The organism is Ramlibacter cellulosilyticus (genome assembly GCF_014297465.1).
Taxonomy (GTDB): Bacteria; Pseudomonadota; Gammaproteobacteria; order Burkholderiales; family Burkholderiaceae_C; genus Ramlibacter; species Ramlibacter cellulosilyticus.
In genome coordinates this window covers 431,159-447,020 of sequence record NZ_JACORT010000002.1, presented here as the reverse complement: position 1 = coordinate 447,020, position 15,862 = coordinate 431,159, and the positions used below count along the sequence as shown (strand labels likewise).

At 70.2% G+C, this 15,862-nt stretch carries 16 protein-coding genes; 9 read left to right on the top strand and 7 right to left on the bottom strand.

Going from position 1 to position 15,862, the window contains the following annotated elements; translation table 11 throughout:
- The first annotated feature begins 12 nt into the window (after window positions 1-12).
- From H8N03_RS07935 to H8N03_RS07915, 5 genes are all read left to right on the top strand, one after another.
- Window positions 13-426: a VOC family protein gene (locus H8N03_RS07935; RefSeq protein WP_187075614.1), complete on the top strand. Its 414-nt coding sequence runs from the start codon at window positions 13-15 to the stop codon at window positions 424-426.
- A gap of 93 nt (window positions 427-519) precedes the next feature.
- Complete coding sequence (gene otsB / locus H8N03_RS07930; protein ID WP_187075613.1) at window positions 520-1,260, top strand: trehalose-phosphatase; 741 nt, start codon at window positions 520-522, stop codon at window positions 1,258-1,260.
- Window positions 1,257-3,062 (top strand): glycoside hydrolase family 15 protein, encoded by a 1,806-nt coding sequence (locus H8N03_RS07925; RefSeq protein WP_187075612.1) that lies wholly within the window; start codon window positions 1,257-1,259, stop codon window positions 3,060-3,062. The genes otsB and H8N03_RS07925 overlap by 4 nt, the downstream gene beginning before the upstream one ends.
- Before the next feature lie 10 nt (window positions 3,063-3,072).
- Window positions 3,073-4,476 carry an alpha,alpha-trehalose-phosphate synthase (UDP-forming) gene (otsA, locus tag H8N03_RS07920; RefSeq protein WP_187075611.1) on the top strand — a complete coding sequence of 468 codons (1,404 nt, stop codon included), beginning with the start codon at window positions 3,073-3,075 and terminating at the stop codon, window positions 4,474-4,476.
- Window positions 4,477-4,649: 173 nt separating this feature from the next.
- Entirely contained in the window at window positions 4,650-5,186 is a 537-nt protein-coding gene (locus H8N03_RS07915; RefSeq protein ID WP_187075772.1) for a fasciclin domain-containing protein, read from the top strand.
- Window position 5,187: 1 nt separating this feature from the next.
- Here H8N03_RS07915 and H8N03_RS07910 read toward each other — a convergent pair whose 3' ends face one another.
- The 4 genes from H8N03_RS07910 to H8N03_RS07895 form a co-directional block, all read right to left on the bottom strand.
- Window positions 5,188-6,909: an OPT/YSL family transporter gene (locus tag H8N03_RS07910; protein WP_255428110.1), complete on the bottom strand. Its 1,722-nt coding sequence runs from the start codon at window positions 6,907-6,909 to the stop codon at window positions 5,188-5,190.
- A 20-nt stretch (window positions 6,910-6,929) separates the two neighbouring features.
- Window positions 6,930-7,310 (bottom strand): hypothetical protein, encoded by a 381-nt coding sequence (locus H8N03_RS07905; RefSeq protein WP_187075610.1) that lies wholly within the window; start codon window positions 7,308-7,310, stop codon window positions 6,930-6,932.
- Window positions 7,311-7,378: 68 nt separating this feature from the next.
- The gene (locus H8N03_RS07900) at window positions 7,379-8,347 is read right to left on the bottom strand and encodes a Bug family tripartite tricarboxylate transporter substrate binding protein (RefSeq protein WP_187075609.1); all 969 of its coding nucleotides are present in this window, start codon (window positions 8,345-8,347) and stop codon (window positions 7,379-7,381) included.
- 162 nt (window positions 8,348-8,509) lie between these two features.
- On the bottom strand, window positions 8,510-9,529 hold the full coding sequence (locus H8N03_RS07895) for a fumarylacetoacetate hydrolase family protein (RefSeq protein WP_187075608.1): 1,020 nt from the start codon (window positions 9,527-9,529) through the stop codon (window positions 8,510-8,512).
- Window positions 9,530-9,626: 97 nt separating this feature from the next.
- On the opposite strand from H8N03_RS07895, the gene H8N03_RS07890 reads away from it, so the two are divergent.
- The 3 genes from H8N03_RS07890 to H8N03_RS07880 all read left to right on the top strand — a co-directional run bounded on the left by H8N03_RS07890 (window position 9,627) and on the right by H8N03_RS07880 (window position 11,762).
- On the top strand, window positions 9,627-10,412 hold the full coding sequence (locus tag H8N03_RS07890; protein WP_187075607.1) for an IclR family transcriptional regulator: 786 nt from the start codon (window positions 9,627-9,629) through the stop codon (window positions 10,410-10,412).
- Window positions 10,409-11,368, top strand: a complete 960-nt coding sequence (locus tag H8N03_RS07885) for a DUF3108 domain-containing protein (protein ID WP_187075606.1) — start codon at window positions 10,409-10,411, stop codon at window positions 11,366-11,368. Before H8N03_RS07890 ends, H8N03_RS07885 begins: the two co-directional genes overlap by 4 nt.
- 121 nt (window positions 11,369-11,489) lie before the next feature.
- Window positions 11,490-11,762 carry a BTH_I0359 family protein gene (locus H8N03_RS07880; protein WP_187075605.1) on the top strand — a complete coding sequence of 91 codons (273 nt, stop codon included), beginning with the start codon at window positions 11,490-11,492 and terminating at the stop codon, window positions 11,760-11,762.
- A 51-nt stretch (window positions 11,763-11,813) separates the two neighbouring features.
- Here the strand turns inward: H8N03_RS07880 and H8N03_RS07875 are convergent, their stop codons facing one another.
- Window positions 11,814-12,872 (bottom strand): AbrB family transcriptional regulator, encoded by a 1,059-nt coding sequence (locus H8N03_RS07875; protein WP_187075604.1) that lies wholly within the window; start codon window positions 12,870-12,872, stop codon window positions 11,814-11,816.
- A 20-nt stretch (window positions 12,873-12,892) separates the two neighbouring features.
- Between H8N03_RS07875 and H8N03_RS07870 the strand changes: the two genes are divergently transcribed.
- Window positions 12,893-13,630, top strand: coding sequence for a ChaN family lipoprotein (locus H8N03_RS07870; protein ID WP_187075603.1), 738 nt, complete (start codon window positions 12,893-12,895; stop codon window positions 13,628-13,630).
- A 102-nt stretch (window positions 13,631-13,732) separates the two neighbouring features.
- On the opposite strand, the gene aptA is transcribed toward H8N03_RS07870, so the two are convergent.
- Window positions 13,733-15,064, bottom strand: a complete 1,332-nt coding sequence (gene aptA / locus H8N03_RS07865) for an omega-aminotransferase AptA (RefSeq protein ID WP_187075602.1) — start codon at window positions 15,062-15,064, stop codon at window positions 13,733-13,735.
- Window positions 15,065-15,101: 37 nt separating this feature from the next.
- Window positions 15,102-15,794, bottom strand: coding sequence for a DUF4197 domain-containing protein (locus tag H8N03_RS07860; RefSeq protein WP_187075601.1), 693 nt, complete (start codon window positions 15,792-15,794; stop codon window positions 15,102-15,104).
- Window positions 15,795-15,862 lie beyond the last annotated feature (68 nt).

Below are 15,862 nucleotides of genomic sequence, written 5' to 3'. Positions count from 1 at the left end.
TATCCTCCTCGCATGCCCGCGCTGTTCCACCTTGCTTTCCATGTCCGCGACCTCGACCAGGCCCGCCGCTTCTACGGCGACGTGCTCGGCTGCCGCGAAGGCCGCAGCACCGACACGTGGGTGGACTTCGACTTCGAGGGCCACCAGCTCTCCCTGCACCTCGGCGAGCCGTTCCACACCAGCCGCACCGGCCGCGTCGGCGACAAGCTGGTGCCGATGCCGCACTTCGGCCTGGTGCTGGAGCTGCCGCAATGGCAGGCGATGGCCGGCCGCCTGCAGGCCGCCGGCACCGAGTTCGTGCTGGAGCCGCAGCTGCGCTACCCGGGCGAGCCCGGCGAACAGTGGACGATGTTCTTCTGCGACCCGTTCGGCAACCCGATCGAGGTGAAGGGCTTCCGTTCCCTGGATGGGCTGTACGCCACCTGACCCCCCTTCCCGCCGGGTGTAGGAGCCTTCCTACCCGGCGCGGTGTCCAGCCGGTCTGGCGGCGCGCGCCCGGCTTTGCTACGTTCACGCCACATGACGCTCGCGGAGATCCTCCATCCCTCCTGCGCCCTGTTCCTGGATTTCGACGGGACCATGGTCGACATCGCACCGCACCCCGACGCCGTGCACGTGCCCGAACCCCTCCTGGCGGTGCTGCAGGAGGTGAAGGACTACCTCCAGGGCGCCGTCGCGGTGATCTCCGGCCGTCCGATCGCGCAGATCGACGAGTACCTCCGGCCCCTGGTGCTGTCCGTCGCGGGCGTGCACGGCGCCGAGCGCCGCGGCGGCGACGGCACGCTGCACCTGCTGGACACGCACCCGCTCGACCACGTGGTCGAAGCCGCGTGCGCGCTGGCGTCCCGGCATCCCGGCCTGCTGGTGGAGAACAAGCGCGGCTCCATCGCGCTGCACTACCGGCAGCGGCCCGAGCTCGAGGCGCTGTGCCTCGCCACGATGCAGCAGGCGGTGGACGAATCCCGCGGCCTCGCGCTGATGCGCGGCAAGATGGTCGCCGAAGCCAAGCCCGGCGGCGCGAGCAAGGGCCACGCCATCGAGGACTTCCTGGCCGAGCCGCCCTTCGCCGGCCGCACGCCCGTCTTCATCGGGGACGACGTCACCGACGAGGCGGGTTTCTCGACGGTGCAGCGCCTCGGCGGCGTGGGCATCAAGGTGGGGGAGGGAGAGAGCGTCGCGCGGCGGCGCCTCGCCAGCCCCGCCACCCTCCGACAAGAACTGGAGGCGGCCCTCGCCGCCCGATCGACGAGAACAGCATGAACAACAACGCTTCCTTCGTGACGCCGAACTCGCTGCAGGTGGGGATGATCGGCAACTGCGCGTACAGCGCGATGGTCGACCAGCAGTCGCGCATCGTGTGGTGCTGCCTGCCGCGCTTCGACGGCGATCCGGTGTTCAACGCCATGCTCGACCCGAGCGAGAACGGCAGCCTGTGGGCCTTCGAGCTGGAGGACTACGACCGCACCGAGCAGCACTACGAGCCCAACACCGCGGTGCTGCGCACGCGCATGTACGACCGCAAGGGCCAGGGCATCGAGGTCACCGACTTCGCGCCGCGCTTCTGGAGCCGCGGGCGCATGTTCCGGCCGCTCACCCTCGTGCGGCGCGTGAAGATCCTCTCGGGTTCGCCGCGCATGCGCGTGCTGCTGCGGCCCCGCTTCGACTGGGGCCGTACCAAGCCCGCGGTCACGCAGGGCAGCACCCACATCCGCTACGTCGCGGGCAACAGCACGATCCGCATCAACACCGACGCGCCGATCTCGTACGTGCTGGCGGAGACCTACTTCGTGGTCGACCGCCCCATGAACTTCATCATGGGGCCGGACGAGACGCTCACCAACGGCATCGAGGAAACCGCGCGCCTGTTCGAGCAGGAGACGGTCGCCTACTGGAAGCAGTGGTCGCGCGCCCTGGCGCTGCCGCTGGAGTGGCAGGACGCGGTGATCCGCGCCGCCATCACGCTGAAGATGTCGCTGTTCGAGGACACGGGCGCGATCGTTGCCGCGATGACCACCAGCATCCCCGAGGCGCCCGGCAGCGGGCGCAACTGGGACTACCGCTACTGCTGGCTGCGCGACGCCTTCTTCGTGGTGCGCGCGCTCAACTCCATCTCCGAAGTGGCGACGATGGAGGAGTACCTGCGCTGGCTGATGAACGTGGTGATCCGCTCCGGCGGCGGCCACATCCAGCCGCTCTACGGCATCGGCCAGGAGGAGCAGCTGCCGGAATTCATCCTGGACCACCTGCCCGGCTACCGCGGCATGGGCCCCGTGCGCGTGGGCAACCAGGCGCAGGAGCACTTCCAGCACGACGTGTACGGCAACATCATCCTGGCGGCCGCGCAGGCCTTCCACGACCACCGCCTGTTCAAGCGGGCCGGCCGCGCCGAATTCGCGCACCTGGAAGCCGTGGGCGAGCAGGCCTGGAAGATCTACGACACGCCGGACGCGGGCATGTGGGAGCTGCGCACCCGCGCCCGCGTGCACACCTCGTCGGCCCTCATGAGCTGGGTGGCCTGCGACCGCCTCGCGAAGGTCGCTTCGGCCCTCGGCCTCCCCGAGCGCATCCGTTACTGGCGGGAACGCGCCGACACGATCCGCGGGCGTATCCTGAAGGAGTCCTGGAGCGAGGAGCGCCAGGCCTTCGCGGAAAGCTTCGGCGGCCGCGACCTGGACGCCAGCGCCCTGCTGATGGCCGAGGTGAACATGATCGACCCCAACGACGCGCGCTTCGTGTCGACCGTCGACGCGCTCGAGAAGTCCCTGTGCGACGGCCCGTTCATGCGGCGCTACGAGGCGGCCGACGACTTCGGCAAGCCGGAGACCTCGTTCAACGTGTGCACCTTCTGGCGCATCGACGCCCTGGCGCGCATCGGCCGCAAGGCGCAGGCGCGCGAGATCTTCGAGGTGATGCTGAAGCACCGCAACCACCTGGGCCTGCTGTCCGAGGACATCCATCCGGTGACCAGCGAGATGTGGGGCAACTTCCCGCAGACCTATTCCATGGTCGGCACGATCAATGCGGCGGTGCGCCTCTCCGCATCCTGGGACACGGTGATCTGAAGGAACGCCCTTGGGCCGCCTGGTCGTCGTCTCCAACCGCATCGCGGACCCGCGCAAGACGGCGGCCGGGGGCCTGGCGGTGGCGCTCGCGGAGGTGTTGAACAACACCGGCGGGATGTGGTTCGGCTGGAGCGGCAAGATCGTCGACCACAGCGAGGTCGACGACGTGCACCTGGAGCACGCCGGCCCGGTCAAGCTGGCGATGGTGGACCTCTCGAAGGCGGACCACGACGCCTTCTACCTCGGCTACTCCAACGGCGTGCTCTGGCCGGTGTTCCACTACCGGCTGGACCTCGCCGACTTCGACGCGGGCTACATCGCCGGCTACCGGCGCGTGAACCAGCTCTTCGCGCGCAAGCTGCTGCCGCTGCTGCGCGAGGACGACGTGATCTGGGTGCACGACTACCACCTGATCCCGCTCGCGGCCGAACTGCGCGCGCTGGGCTGCACGCAGCGCATCGGCTTCTTCCTGCACATCCCGCTGCCGCCGCCGCTGATGCTCGCCGCGATCCCGGGCCACGACTGGCTGATCCGCGCCCTGTTCGCGTACGACCTCGTCGGCTTCCAGAGCGAGTCGGACCTCGACCACTTCGCCCGCTACGTGGAGTCGGAAGCGCACGCGCAGAGGCTGGAGGACCAGCGCTGGCGCGCGTTCGGCCGCACCGTGCATGCCGGCGCCTTCCCGATCGGCATCGACGTTCAGGAGTTCGAGCAGCTCGCCGCCGGCGCCGAGGCGACGGACATGTACGAGCGCATGAAGCGCGAGTACTACCGCCGCAAGCTCCTCGTGGGCGTCGACCGCCTGGACTACTCGAAGGGCCTGCCGCAGCGCATGCGCGCCTTCCGCGAATTCCTCGCCAAGAACCCGGAGCTGCGCTCCAGCGCCACGCTGATCCAGATCGCCTCGCCCAGCCGCGAGAACGTCGAGGCCTACACGGACATCCTGCACGAGCTGGAAAGCCTGTGCGGCTCCATCAACGGCAACTTCGGCGAGCTGGACTGGATGCCGGTGCGCTACATCCACCGCACCGTGCCGCGCGCGCGCCTGCCGGGCCTGTACAAGGCGAGCCGCGTCGCGCTCGTCACGCCGCTGCGTGACGGCATGAACCTCGTGGCCAAGGAGTTCCTTGCCGCGCAGGACGAGGAAGACCCCGGCGTGCTGGTGCTCTCGCGCTTCGCCGGCGCGGCGGAGCAGCTGAAGGAAGCGCTGCTGGTGAATCCCTACGACACGGAAGGCACGGCGACGGCCATCCTGCTCGCGCTGCAGATGCCGCTGGAGGAGCGGCGCGAGCGGCACCAGGCGCTCATGCGCAGCGTGCGGCAGTACGACGTGCACTGGTGGTGCGAGAGCTTCCTGGGCGCGCTCGCCGAGGCACGGGCCGAGGAAAAAGGCACGTCCTGGCTGCGGCTCTGAATCCATCCGCGCTGCTCCCGCGTAAAGGCGGGTGAGCGGGCCGCAACGGCCCCTCGCCAACCCCACAGGAGAGCACCATGCAACGCCAACGTCATCTCGCGGCCGCTTGCGCCGCCACCATCCTTGCCGCCTTCGCCGGCACCGCCCTCGCCGAAGGCTACGGCCACGGCGTCATGATCGACCAGAACGCTTCCGCCGCCGGCTCCACCGCGAGCATGGGCGCGATGGGCACGAAGATGGTCGGCGGCGCGACCATGTACCCGACGAAGGACATCGTCGCCAACGCCGTGAACTCGAAGGACCACACCACCCTGGTCGCGGCGGTGAAGGCCGCCGGGCTGGTGGACACGCTGCAGGGCGCGGGCCCCTTCACCGTCTTCGCGCCGACCAACACCGCCTTCTCCATGCTGCCGGCCGGCACGGTGGACACGCTGCTGAAGCCGGAGAACAGGGCCATGCTGACGCAGGTGCTGACCTACCACGTGGTGCCGGGCCGGATCGACGCGAAGGCCCTCGCGGAGCAGATCCGCGCGGGCGGCGGCCAGGCCATGCTGAAGACGGCGAGCGGCGGCACGCTGACGGCCATGATGCGCGGCCGGGACATCGTGATCCACGACGCGAAGGGCGGCACCTCGGTGGTCACGACCGGCGACGTCTACCAGTCCAACGGCGTGATCCACGTCGTGGACCACGTGCTGATCCCCGGCTGATTCAGAAGACGGTCGCCAGCAGGCCGGCGGCCCCGATCGCGAGCGCCGCGAGCGCGTCGCCCGCGATCAGGCCGCCGCCGAAGAGCGACGTGCCGCTCATGTCCGCGGGCAGGTCGCGGCGCTGCGGCGCGCGCGCCTGCACCAGCCCGGCGAGGATGCCGCCGGCGCCGAACCAGGCCGAGGCCTGCAGCGGCAGGAACCCGCCGAAGGACACCGCATACGGAGAGGGAAGCAGGATCGCGTCGACGAGGAAGCTGCGCGGCTTCCAGCGCTTGCGCGCGAGTTCGATCACGAGGCCGAGCGCCACGCCGACGAGGATCGCCGTGCGCTGGTACGGCTTGTCGTCGGTGAGGCTGCGCAGCACGCCCACGAACTTGTAGGTCATCGCGGAGGTCCACTCCGCCGGCTGCTCGCCCGCCTTGAGCACCGTCTGGTCCTGCAGCAGCACGGGGTAGGCCGCCATGAACAGGCGCGCGAACACCACGGCGAGCACGGCGCCGACCAGGATGCCCAGCACCTGGTAGCGGAACTGCAGGACGCGAGGCGTGCCGAGGCGCCAGCCGGTGGACCGGTCCTGCTGCATGTCGCACGCCACGCTGGTCGACACGAGCAGCACCGCGCCCGCCATGAGCCCCACCGCGGGGTCCGTGAGCCCCATCAGCGCCATCACCACGACGGACACGACGAAGGCCGACGAGATCGGGTTGGAGTCGCTGATGCCGACGGAGATGCCGTTGACCATCGCGAACAGGAACACGAGCGCGATCGCCAGGAGCTGGAAGGGCAAGGGCTGCCCGAGCAGGAAGTGGCCGGCGGCGACGGTCCCTGCCGCCCACGCCACCACCCAGGCGAGCAGCCGGCCACGATGCACGCGGCGCCAGTCGTTCGTCGCGGGCTGCTGCGCCGCGCGGGCGCGCGCACCCGGCAGCGAGCGCCGGAAGATCAGCGCCAGGTCCACGGCCGCCGCACCCATGATCAGGCCGAGCGCGATCAGGAAGGTGATCTTCCGGAAGGGATCGCCGGGCTCGAGCCAGCCGATGCGCACGAAGAAGGGCTGCAGGACCCAGCCGAGGAGGCCCCCGACGATGGCCGCCGTGCCGATGCGCGGCCCGACCACGAGGCCGGCGCCGAGCGTCGACGCGGAGAAGTGGATGTTGGCGAGCCAGGCGAAGCGGTTCGCGGCGAGCCCCGTCGCGAGCCCCGCGGCCACGCCGCCGCCCAGCCGCCCCAGCGAGCGGCGCAGCAGGACGGGGTCCGTCAGCGCGCGCAGGATGTTGGCCACGGCCAGCCCCGAGGGAAACGCGAGCTGCAGGCGGTCCACCAGCACCGGCGTGTACAGCATGCCCACGCCGACGCCGAACATGCCGATGCAGGCGAAGTAGGCAACCAGCTTCCAGGCGGGCGGCTGCGGCAGCCCCATCCACACCATCGCCTGCAGCAGGACCCCCATGGCGCTCATGCTCGCCACGGAGGCGGCGGCGGTCTGGATGTAGTTGGCCCCGTGGCGCCCGGCCGCGCCGTAGCCGGCAGTCACGGCGGACCCGAGCAGGCCCGCCAGCACCTGGCCGCCGACGAACACGCCGAGCGAGAAGTTCATGTACGCCGCCGTCACGCCGGCGAGCGGCCCCAGCACGAGCATGCCGGTCGCGGCGAGGAGGCAGTGGTACGCCCAGCTGCCCTGCGCGGGCAGCCAGGCCCAGCGTCGTGGGGCGGCGGTCTCCATCGGCCGCCAGTATGCGGGGATCAGGGCTGTTCCGGCTCCATCAGCCAGTCGATCGCCGCCTCGAAATCGAGGAAGGCCCGGATCCGGGAGAAGCCGTAGCTCGCGGCCAGCAGGGAGAAGAAGCGCGCGTTGTCGAAGCGCTCGCGCGGGCACAGCACGGCGGTGCGGTGCAGGAAGGTGCTCCGGAACGTGATCAGGCTGCCGGCGAGTTCGTGCAGTTCGTCGGGGCTGAGCCGCCCGACGGCGTCGCGGATGTCGATGAGCACCTCGTAGCGCTCCAGCCTCCCCGCGGCGGCGGCGACCCGCGCCAGCAGTTCCTTGCCCGCGTCGAGGTCCACCTGGCCGTCGGTGCGGACGCGCAGGAAATCGGGGGGGCGGACCACGCAGACCTGGGTGCTCATGCCCCCGCATTCTTCCGGCACCGGGGCGGCGGGCGCATTGGACGAAAGTCCAAGGCCCGCCGGCGGGATCAATCCAGCTTGACGCCGGCCGCCTGGATGATCGGTCCCCAGCGCTTCGCCTCGGCGCGCGCCATCGCCTTGAACTGCGCGGGCGTGCCGGGAAGCACCTCCATGCCGAAGTCCGCGGCGCGCTTGCGCACGTCGGGGCTGGCCAGCGCCTTGTTCAACTCGCCGTTGAAGCGGCTCACGATCGCCTCGGGCAGCCCCGCGGGACCGAGCACGCCCTGGAAGGCGAAGACTTCGGTGTCGCGCACGCCGGACTCGGCCAGCGTCGGCACGTTGGGCAGCGCCGGCGCGCGCTGCGCCGAGCCGATGGCGAGCACCCGCACCTTGCCCGACTGCATCACGGAGAGGCCGCCGGCGAGGTCGAGGAACATGCACGGAACCTGCCCGCCCATCACGTCCTGCAGCGCGGGCGCCATGCCGCGGTAGGGGATGTGGGTGATGAAGGTGCCGGTGCGGTTCTTGAACAGCTCCATCGCCAGGTGGTGCGGCGAGCCGTTGCCGGGCGAACCGTAGTTCACCTTGCCGGGATTCGCCTTCGCGTAGGCGATGAACTCCTGCACCGTCTTCGCGGGGAAGGACGGGTGCACCACCAGCGCGAGCGGGAAGCGGCCGATCGCGCCGAGATAGCTGAAGTCCTTCTCGGGGCTGAAAGGCAGCTTGCCGAACAGGTGCTCGTTGAAGGCGAGGATCGCGTTGTCCGCCGACAGCACGGTGTAGCCGTCCGGCTTCGCGTGCGCGACGAGGTCGCCGCCGATGTTGGTGGCCGCGCCCGGGCGGTTGTCGACGACGACCTGCTGGCCGAGCGAGGGGCGCAGGGCTTCCGCGAGCGCGCGGGCGATGACGTCGGTGCCGCCGCCGGCCGGGTAGGGCACGACCCAGCGGACCGGCTGGTCCGGCCAGGACTGCGCGAGCGCGGACCAAGGCGTGGCGATCGCCGCGGCGCCCGCGGCGAGGAAGTGTCTCCGTTGCATGGTGTGTTGGTGGTGCTTTAGAAAAATGGTGTCGCGCGAGTCACTCTGAACGCAGAGGTCGCAAAGGTACGCAGAGGTCGCAGAGAACACCCTGAAGAATTTCTCTGCGACCTCTGCGCAACCTCTGCGACCTCTGCGTTCTCCTGCCGGATGAGGCGCGGCCTACGCCGGCTGGGCGGGACCGACCACGCGCTGCTCGATCGCGCCGAACACGCTCTGGCCGTCCTTGCCCTTCATCTCGATGCGGATCGTGTCGCCGAAGCGCATGAACTCCGTCGACGGCTTGCCGTCCTGGATGGTCTCGATCGCGCGCTTCTCCGCGATGCAGCTGTAGCCCTTGGGCCATTCGGTGCGGCCCTTGGCGTCGATCACGCCCTTGTTGCTCACCGTGCCGGAACCCACGATGGTGCCGGCGCGCACGTTGCGCGTCTTGCAGATGTGCGAGATCAGCTGGCCGAAGTGGAAGGTCATGTCGGGGCCGGCGTCGCACATGCCGACCTTGCGGCCGTTCCAGGCGCTTTGCAGCACCAGCTGGATGCGGCCGCCCTCCCACGCGTCGCCCAGTTCGTCGGGCGTGACCGCGACCGGGCTGAACGCCGTCGCGGGCTTGCTCTGGAAGAAGCCGAAGCCCTTGGCGAGTTCGTTGGGGATCAGGTTGCGCAGGCTCCAGTCGTTGGCGATCATCAGCAGGCGCACGCCGTCGAGCGCCTGCTCGGGGCCGGCGCCCATGGGCACGTCGCCCGTCACCACGGCCACTTCCGCCTCGAAGTCGATGCCCCACTCCTCGCTGAGGAAACGCGCGTCCTCCTGCGGGCCGAGGAAGTCGTCGCTGCCGCCCTGGTACATGAGCGGGTCTTCGTAGAAGGTCTTCGGCACTTCCGCGTTGCGCGCGGCGCGCACCAGCTCCACGTGATTGAGGTACGCCGAGCCGTCGGCCCACTGGTAGGCGCGCGGCAGCGGCGCCATGCACTGCGCCGGATCGAAGGGGAACGCGTGGCGCGCCTTGCCGCCGTTCAGCGTGTCGTAGAGGTCCTGCAATTGGGGGGCGAGGAAGTTCCAGTCGTCGAGGACCTGCTGGAGCTTGTGCGCGATGCCGGTCGCATAATGCGCCGACTGCAGGTCGCGCGAGACCACCACCAGCTGCCCGTCGCGCGAGCCGTCCCTGTACGTTGCCAATTTCATTCGATGGACCCCGGTTTGCGGATGCGCTAGAGTCCGCCCGGACCATTACGCATTGTGAAATGAATTTACCTAATCGTAATTCTAGCGGGTGGCTGGCGTGACCGCCGCACGGGAGCGGGCCGGAATCCAGTCGGTCGAAGTGGGCTTCGGGCTGCTGCAGGTGCTCGGCGAGGCGGAAGGGCCGCTGATGCTGCGCGACCTCGCGCGCGCCGCCAACATGAGCGCCGCCAAGGCCCACCGCTACCTCGTGAGCTTCCAGCGCCTGCAGCTCGTGGTGCAGGACGCCGCCACGACGCGCTACGACCTTGGGCCCGCGGCGCTGAAGCTCGGGCTGGCCTCGCTGGAGCGGCTCGATGCCGTGAAGCTGGCGCGCGAGCGCGTGGCGCGCCTGATGGAGGAGGTCGGCCACACGCTCGCGCTGGCCGTTTGGGGCAACCACGGACCGACCATCGTGCACTGGGAGGAATCCCCGTCGGCCGTCACGGTGAACCTGCGTTTGGGGGACGTGATGCCCCTGCTCACGTCCGCCACCGGCCTCTGCTTCGCCGCCTACGCCCCCAAGGAGGCGATCGCGGCCATGCTCAAGGAGGAGATGGCGCGCGCGCAGAAGCAGGGTCGCACCGACGTGCCGGGCACGATGGCGGAAGCGCGGGCGCTGCTGGACAAGGTGCGCCAGCGCGGCGCGTCCCGCGTCGTCGACACGCTGCTGCCCGGCATCGTCGGTTTCTGCGTGCCCGTGTTCGATGCCGACGGGCACATGGCCCTCGGCATCGTGGCGCTGGGCCCGTCGGGCACCTTCGATCCCGAATGGGGAGGCGCGGTCGAAGGGCCGCTGCGGCGCGCGGCGGCGCAGCTCTCGAGCGACCTGGGGCATAGAACATGATCCTGGGCCGGCACGGACGGCGGAAGCAGCTGGCGCTGCTCACCGTCGCCGTGCTGGCCGTGCACCTGCTCGTGCTGCGACCGCGTGCGCCGGTGCTCGCGCCCGAGCGCACCGCGGGGATGCCGTTCGCGACCCGCACGCTGGCGCCACCCGCGCTGCCACCTTCCGTTGCCGCCGCTGCAATGCCGCCGCCCGCGGCCACGCGCGTCGTGCGACCTGCTCCCGCGCCGCGCAGCACCCGTCCCGCGGCGGCGCCTGCTGCCGCGAAGCCCGCGACTGCAGGCACGCCGCCTCGCGCGACGCCCTGGCCCGACGCGCTCACCGCCTGGCCCTCCGCCGTGCTGCACTACGAGCTCGAGATCCGCGCGCGCGGTGCCAGTTCGCAAGGCGAGGCCCGTCTCGACTGGAGGCAGGACGGCCAGCGCTACGAGGCCCGTCTGGAGCTCGCCGCGCCGGGCCGGCGCCCACGCGTGCAGCAAAGCACCGGCGCGATCGGCCCGCAAGGCCTGGTGCCCGAGCGCTTCTCCGACCGCTCGCGGGGCGAGCAGGCCACCCACTTCGATCCCGCCACCGGCCGCATCGTCTTCAGCAACAACCAGCCGCAGGCCGATTGGGTCGCGGGCGTGCAGGACCGCCTCTCGGTGGTGCTGCAACTCGCGCTCCTCGCCGCCGCGCAGCCCGCGCGCTTCGTGCCGGGCACGGAAGTGGTCCTGCCGACGGCGACCACGCGGGACGCGCAGGCGTGGACGTTCCGCGTCACGGGCGAAGAAGACCTGGTGCTGCCGGGAGGAACGGTGGCCGCGCTCAAGCTGGAACGCCCCCCGCGCGGGGAATACGACCAGCGCGTGGAACTGTGGCTCGCTCCCGGGCAGGCTTACGCCCCGGTGCGCCTGCGTCTGACAAACCCGGACGGTGGGTGGGTCGACCAGCGCTGGTCCTCAACCGACAGGCGCTGAGCCCGCCCCCGCCTAAATTCTGTCCATGGCCAATCCGGCCGGTGCCTGCGGGGAACCTCTTTGAGTGCCACACTTGAATCGGAGCCCAATGCAGCCAGCTAAAGGGCAAAAGGAATAGATCATGCAGATGCTTTATGACTCCGATTCTTTCGTCGTGGTGCACCTGCAGGCGAACGAGCCTGCCGAGGGCGAGGAGCACCCGAACGTCGTGCGGCACGGCTTCGAGATCGTGGACAAGCGGTCGAACAAGGAGGTCTACCTCGACGGCACGTGGGCGGACGCGTTCCAGCGGCAGATCAACGCCTGGCAGCTGAACACGCCCACGCAGGAAGAGGTGGAGGCCACCCTGGACGGCTACGCCGAGCTGGCGCAGAACCCCCTGGTCATCCACTGACGGTTTTTTCTCTCCAAGGTCTTTCCACGCGCGGCTTCGGCCGCGTTTTTTTTACCCCGCCGGCCGCACGCGCCGGTAGAGCGGCTCGACCAGGACCAGCACGGCCACGAGCCGGCAGACCTGGAACGCGGTGACGACCGGAACGCCGAGCTGCAGGACCTTGGCCGTGATCGCCATCTCGGCAATGCCGCCGGGCGAGGTGCCCAGCACGAGCGTGGCGGGATGCAGGTGCGTTCCCCAGCTGAGCAGGAGCGCTAAGCCGGCGCACAGCGCGATCATTCCCACCGTCCCGATCGCCACGTCCAGCAGCCAGCGCGGCGCCGCGTGCAGGAACTCGCGCTGGAAGCGCACTCCCAGGCTGACGCCGATCACCAGCTGGGCCGCATTCGTCAGCTCCCTCGGCATCGCGGACCATTCCAGCCCGGCCATGGTGATGCCCATGCTCACCAGCAAGGCCCCCATGAACCAGGGGTTCGCCCGGCCGGTGCGCGCCATGAGCCAGCCGCCGGCCGCGGTCAGGACGGCCAGCAGCGCCAGCCCGCCCCAGTGCACCACGCGGGCGCCGGGCAGGGTCGCGTCGATGCCGTGCAGGCCCGAGTACTGGAACGCGAAGGGAATCACGAGCGTGACGATCACGAGCCGCACCGTGTGCGCCGCGGCCACGAGGTCGCTGCGGCCGCCTTCGCGTTCCGCCAGCAGCGTCATCTCCGAGGCGCCGCCGATCGAGCCCGAGAAGTAGGTCGTGGCCCAGGCCGTGCCCGGCCCGCCGCCCATGCGCTGCGCATGCCGTGCGTGCAGCCACCGGCCGAAGCCCCAGCCGAGCGCGAGCGCCCAGACGATGGCCAGCACGATGGCCCACCAGAGGCCGGCGACGAGGGCGGTGACCTGCGGCGTGAAGTACAGGCCCAGCGACGTCGCGATCAGCCATTGCGCCGCGTTGCGCAAGGGCGGCCAGCTGCGGGTGGGCGCACCGGCGATGGAAACGAGGGAGGTGGCCAGCAGCGGGCCGATCATCCACGGCAGGGGCGTGCGCAGCCACACGCACAGCAAGGCGGCCGCCAGCGCCAGCAACAGCGTGCCGGCGGTGCGCAGGAACACGGGGAACGACATCGGGGGCGTAGTATCCCCGCATGCGCTTCCATCCTGCCGTCGCCGCCTGCGCATTGCTCGCGGGCTGCGCGACTTCCGCCGTCCCCGAACTCTCCGGCGTCGACGCGCTCCTGATCGGCGAGCAGCACGACGCGAGCGCCCATCCCGGCCTGCACGAACGCTGGGTCGCCTCGCTCGCCGACCGGGGCCGCCTGGCCGCCGTGGCGATCGAGATGGCGGAGCGCGGCACCACCACCGCCGGCTTGCCCGCGAGCGCGAGCGAATCGCAGGTCCAGGAGGCGCTGCGCTGGAATGCGCAGGGCTGGCCCTGGCCGCGCTATCGCCCCGCCGTCATGGCGGCCGTGCGCGCGGGCGTGCCGGTGCTGGGCGCCAACCTGCCGCGCGACCAGCAACGGGCCGCCATGCAGGACCGCAGCCTCGACCAGCTGCTGCCCGGCCCCGCGCTGAAGGCGCAGCAGCAGGCCGTGCGCCTCGGGCATTGCGAGCTGCTGCCGGAGTCGCAGATCACGCCGATGACCCGCGTGCAGATCGCGCGGGACGTCGCGATGGCGCAGACCATCACCGCGGCGACGCAGCCCGGCAAGACGGTGGTGCTGCTTGCCGGCGCGGGGCACGTGCAGGAGGACGTGGGCGTGCCGAGGCACCTGCCGCGCGCCGTGCGCGCGAAGTCGCTGCCGTTGCCGGCGGAGGAGACGGGGAAGGACTACTGCGAGGAGTTCAGGAAGCAGATGCCTGCCGGCATGCCATCCCGCTCGTGACGCCCCGACGCTGGGGTGCGCTGTCGCGCAACCCAGCCTACGAGCCGCCAGCGCCCTCCGTAGGCTGGGTTCGCCGCAGGCGACCCCAGCACGGCTGCGCGATCAGGCGTTGCGCCGGATCGAATCCGCCAGCGTGTTCACCAGCTGGTCGATATGGCTCTTCTCCACGATGTACGGCGGCGCGATCACCACCACGTCACCCGCCGGCCGCACGAGCGCGCCCTTCTTGAAGCAGTCGATGAAGATGTCGTAGGCGCGCTTGCCCGGCGTGCCGGCGATCGGCGCGAGTTCCACCGCCGCCGCGAGCCCCAGGCTGCGGATGCCCACGACGTTCGGCAGCCCCTTCAGCGTGGAATGGAAGGCGTCGCCCAGCACCTTGCCCATTTCCGCCGCGCGCGGGAACAGGCCCTCCTTCTGGTACAGGTCCAGCGTGGCCACCGCCGCAGCGCAAGCGACCGGGTGGCCCGAGTAGGTGTAGCCGTGGAAGAACTCGATGATGTGTTCCGGCGCGTCCGTCTTCATCATCTGGTCGTAGATCTTGTCGCGGCAGATCACGCCGCCGAGCGGAATCACGCCGTTGGTCACGCACTTGGCGAAGTTCAGCATGTCCGGCACCACGCCGTAGAAGTCCGCGCCGAAGTTCGTGCCCATGCGGCCGAAGCCCGTGATCACCTCGTCGAAGATCAGCAGGATGCCGTGCTTGTCGCAGATCTCGCGCAGGCGCTTCAGGTAGCCCTTGGGCGGCAGGTACCAGCCCGCGGAGCCGGCGACAGGCTCGACGATGATCGCCGCCACGTTGCTCGGGTCGTGCAGCGGGAGGATGCGGTTCTCGAGCTCGAGGAGGAAGTCCTCCTTCGACTCGGGTTCCTGGTTGTGGATCCAGGCGTTGGCCGGGTCGTGGATGAAGCGCAGGTGGTCCACGCGCGGCAGCAGCGCCGTGCCGTACACCTTGCGGTTGGCCGGGATGCCGCCCACGCTCATGCCGCCGAAGCCGACGCCGTGGTAGCCCTTCTCGCGGCCGATGAAGACGTTGCGGTGGCCTTCGCCGCGCGCGCGGTGGTAGGCGAGCGCCACCTTCAGCGAAGTGTCCGCGGCCTCGGAGCCCGAGTTGCAGAACAGCACCTTGTTCAGGTCACCGGGCGCCATCGCGGCGATCTTCTCCGCGGCGAGGAAGGCCTGGTCGTTGCTGGCCTGGAAGGCCGTCGCGTAGTCCAGCGTGTCCAGCTGCTTCTTGATCGCCTCGTTGATGGGCTTGCGGTTATGCCCCGCCCCGACGCACCAGAGGCTGGAGATGCCGTCGATGACCTGGCGGCCGTCGTGCGTGGTGAACTGCATGCCGTCCGCCGCGACGAACACGCGGGGTTCCTTGCGGAAGTGGCGGTTGGGCGTGAAGGGCAGCCAGTGGCTGTCCATGTTGAAGTCGTTGTAGGCCATGGGGACTCCTTGGGACCGAGCCCCCATTTTGCACCCGCTACCGCAGGCCGCCGAAGACCTTCGCCAGCAGCGCGCTGCCCGTGCCGACCGGGTCGCGGCGGATCTTCTTCTCCTCCTCACCGATCATGAAGTAGAGGCCGTCGAGCGCCTTGCGGGTGACGTAGTGGTCCACCGTCGGGTCCTCGGGCCGGTAGAGGCCGACGCCCTGCGCTTTCTGCGAGATGCGCTCGTATTTCTCGACCACGCCCACCTTCGCGGTGGCCTGGTGCACCACCGGCAGGAAGGTGCCCGTGAGCGGCTGGCGCGTCTTGTCCGCGAAGAACTCCGTGACAGAGGTGTCCCCGCCGGAGAGGATGCGCTTCGCGTCGGACACGCTGATGTTCTTCACGGCGTTGACCAGCAGGTTCTTCGCCATGGGCACGGCGGTTTCGGCCGCGCGGTTCATGGAGACTTCCAGCTCCTCCAGCTGCTTGCGCATGCCGAAGGCGGACAGCAGCCGCGAGACGTCCTGGATCGCGCGCGGCAGCGGGATGCGCACCTGCGGATTGCCGAGGAAGCCGTCCGGTCGCCCGAGCAGCTGCACGGCGGCGACGGCGCCCTTCTCCAGGGCCGTGCGCAGCCCCTTGCCCGCGTCGAAGTCACTGATGTCCGCCAGCCCCTGCGCACGGGCCTGGAGCAGCAGCACGGGCGCGGCCAGCACCGGCGCGACGACGAAATGGCGTCTGAGCATGAAGTCCCCCAACCTTTTTCCTGTGGAGCCATGATGCCAAGCCCCACGGCGCAGCGTCAATCGCGCTG

Excerpts from the sequence above, each read along its gene's own strand:
- H8N03_RS07935 (WP_187075614.1), top strand. The coding sequence starts at position 13 with ATGCCCGCGCTGTTCCACCTTGCTTTCCATGTCCGCGACCTCGACCAG.
- otsB (WP_187075613.1), top strand. The coding sequence starts at position 520 with ATGACGCTCGCGGAGATCCTCCATCCCTCCTGCGCCCTGTTCCTGGAT.
- H8N03_RS07925 (WP_187075612.1), top strand. The coding sequence starts at position 1,257 with ATGAACAACAACGCTTCCTTCGTGACGCCGAACTCGCTGCAGGTGGGG.
- H8N03_RS07915 (WP_187075772.1), top strand. The coding sequence starts at position 4,650 with ATGATCGACCAGAACGCTTCCGCCGCCGGCTCCACCGCGAGCATGGGC.
- H8N03_RS07910 (WP_255428110.1), bottom strand. The coding sequence starts at position 6,909 with ATGGAGACCGCCGCCCCACGACGCTGGGCCTGGCTGCCCGCGCAGGGC.
- H8N03_RS07905 (WP_187075610.1), bottom strand. The coding sequence starts at position 7,310 with ATGAGCACCCAGGTCTGCGTGGTCCGCCCCCCCGATTTCCTGCGCGTC.
- H8N03_RS07900 (WP_187075609.1), bottom strand. The coding sequence starts at position 8,347 with ATGCAACGGAGACACTTCCTCGCCGCGGGCGCCGCGGCGATCGCCACG.
- H8N03_RS07895 (WP_187075608.1), bottom strand. The coding sequence starts at position 9,529 with ATGAAATTGGCAACGTACAGGGACGGCTCGCGCGACGGGCAGCTGGTG.
- H8N03_RS07885 (WP_187075606.1), top strand. The coding sequence starts at position 10,409 with ATGATCCTGGGCCGGCACGGACGGCGGAAGCAGCTGGCGCTGCTCACC.
- H8N03_RS07880 (WP_187075605.1), top strand. The coding sequence starts at position 11,490 with ATGCAGATGCTTTATGACTCCGATTCTTTCGTCGTGGTGCACCTGCAG.
- H8N03_RS07875 (WP_187075604.1), bottom strand. The coding sequence starts at position 12,872 with ATGTCGTTCCCCGTGTTCCTGCGCACCGCCGGCACGCTGTTGCTGGCG.
- H8N03_RS07870 (WP_187075603.1), top strand. The coding sequence starts at position 12,893 with ATGCGCTTCCATCCTGCCGTCGCCGCCTGCGCATTGCTCGCGGGCTGC.
- aptA (WP_187075602.1), bottom strand. The coding sequence starts at position 15,064 with ATGGCCTACAACGACTTCAACATGGACAGCCACTGGCTGCCCTTCACG.
- H8N03_RS07860 (WP_187075601.1), bottom strand. The coding sequence starts at position 15,794 with ATGCTCAGACGCCATTTCGTCGTCGCGCCGGTGCTGGCCGCGCCCGTG.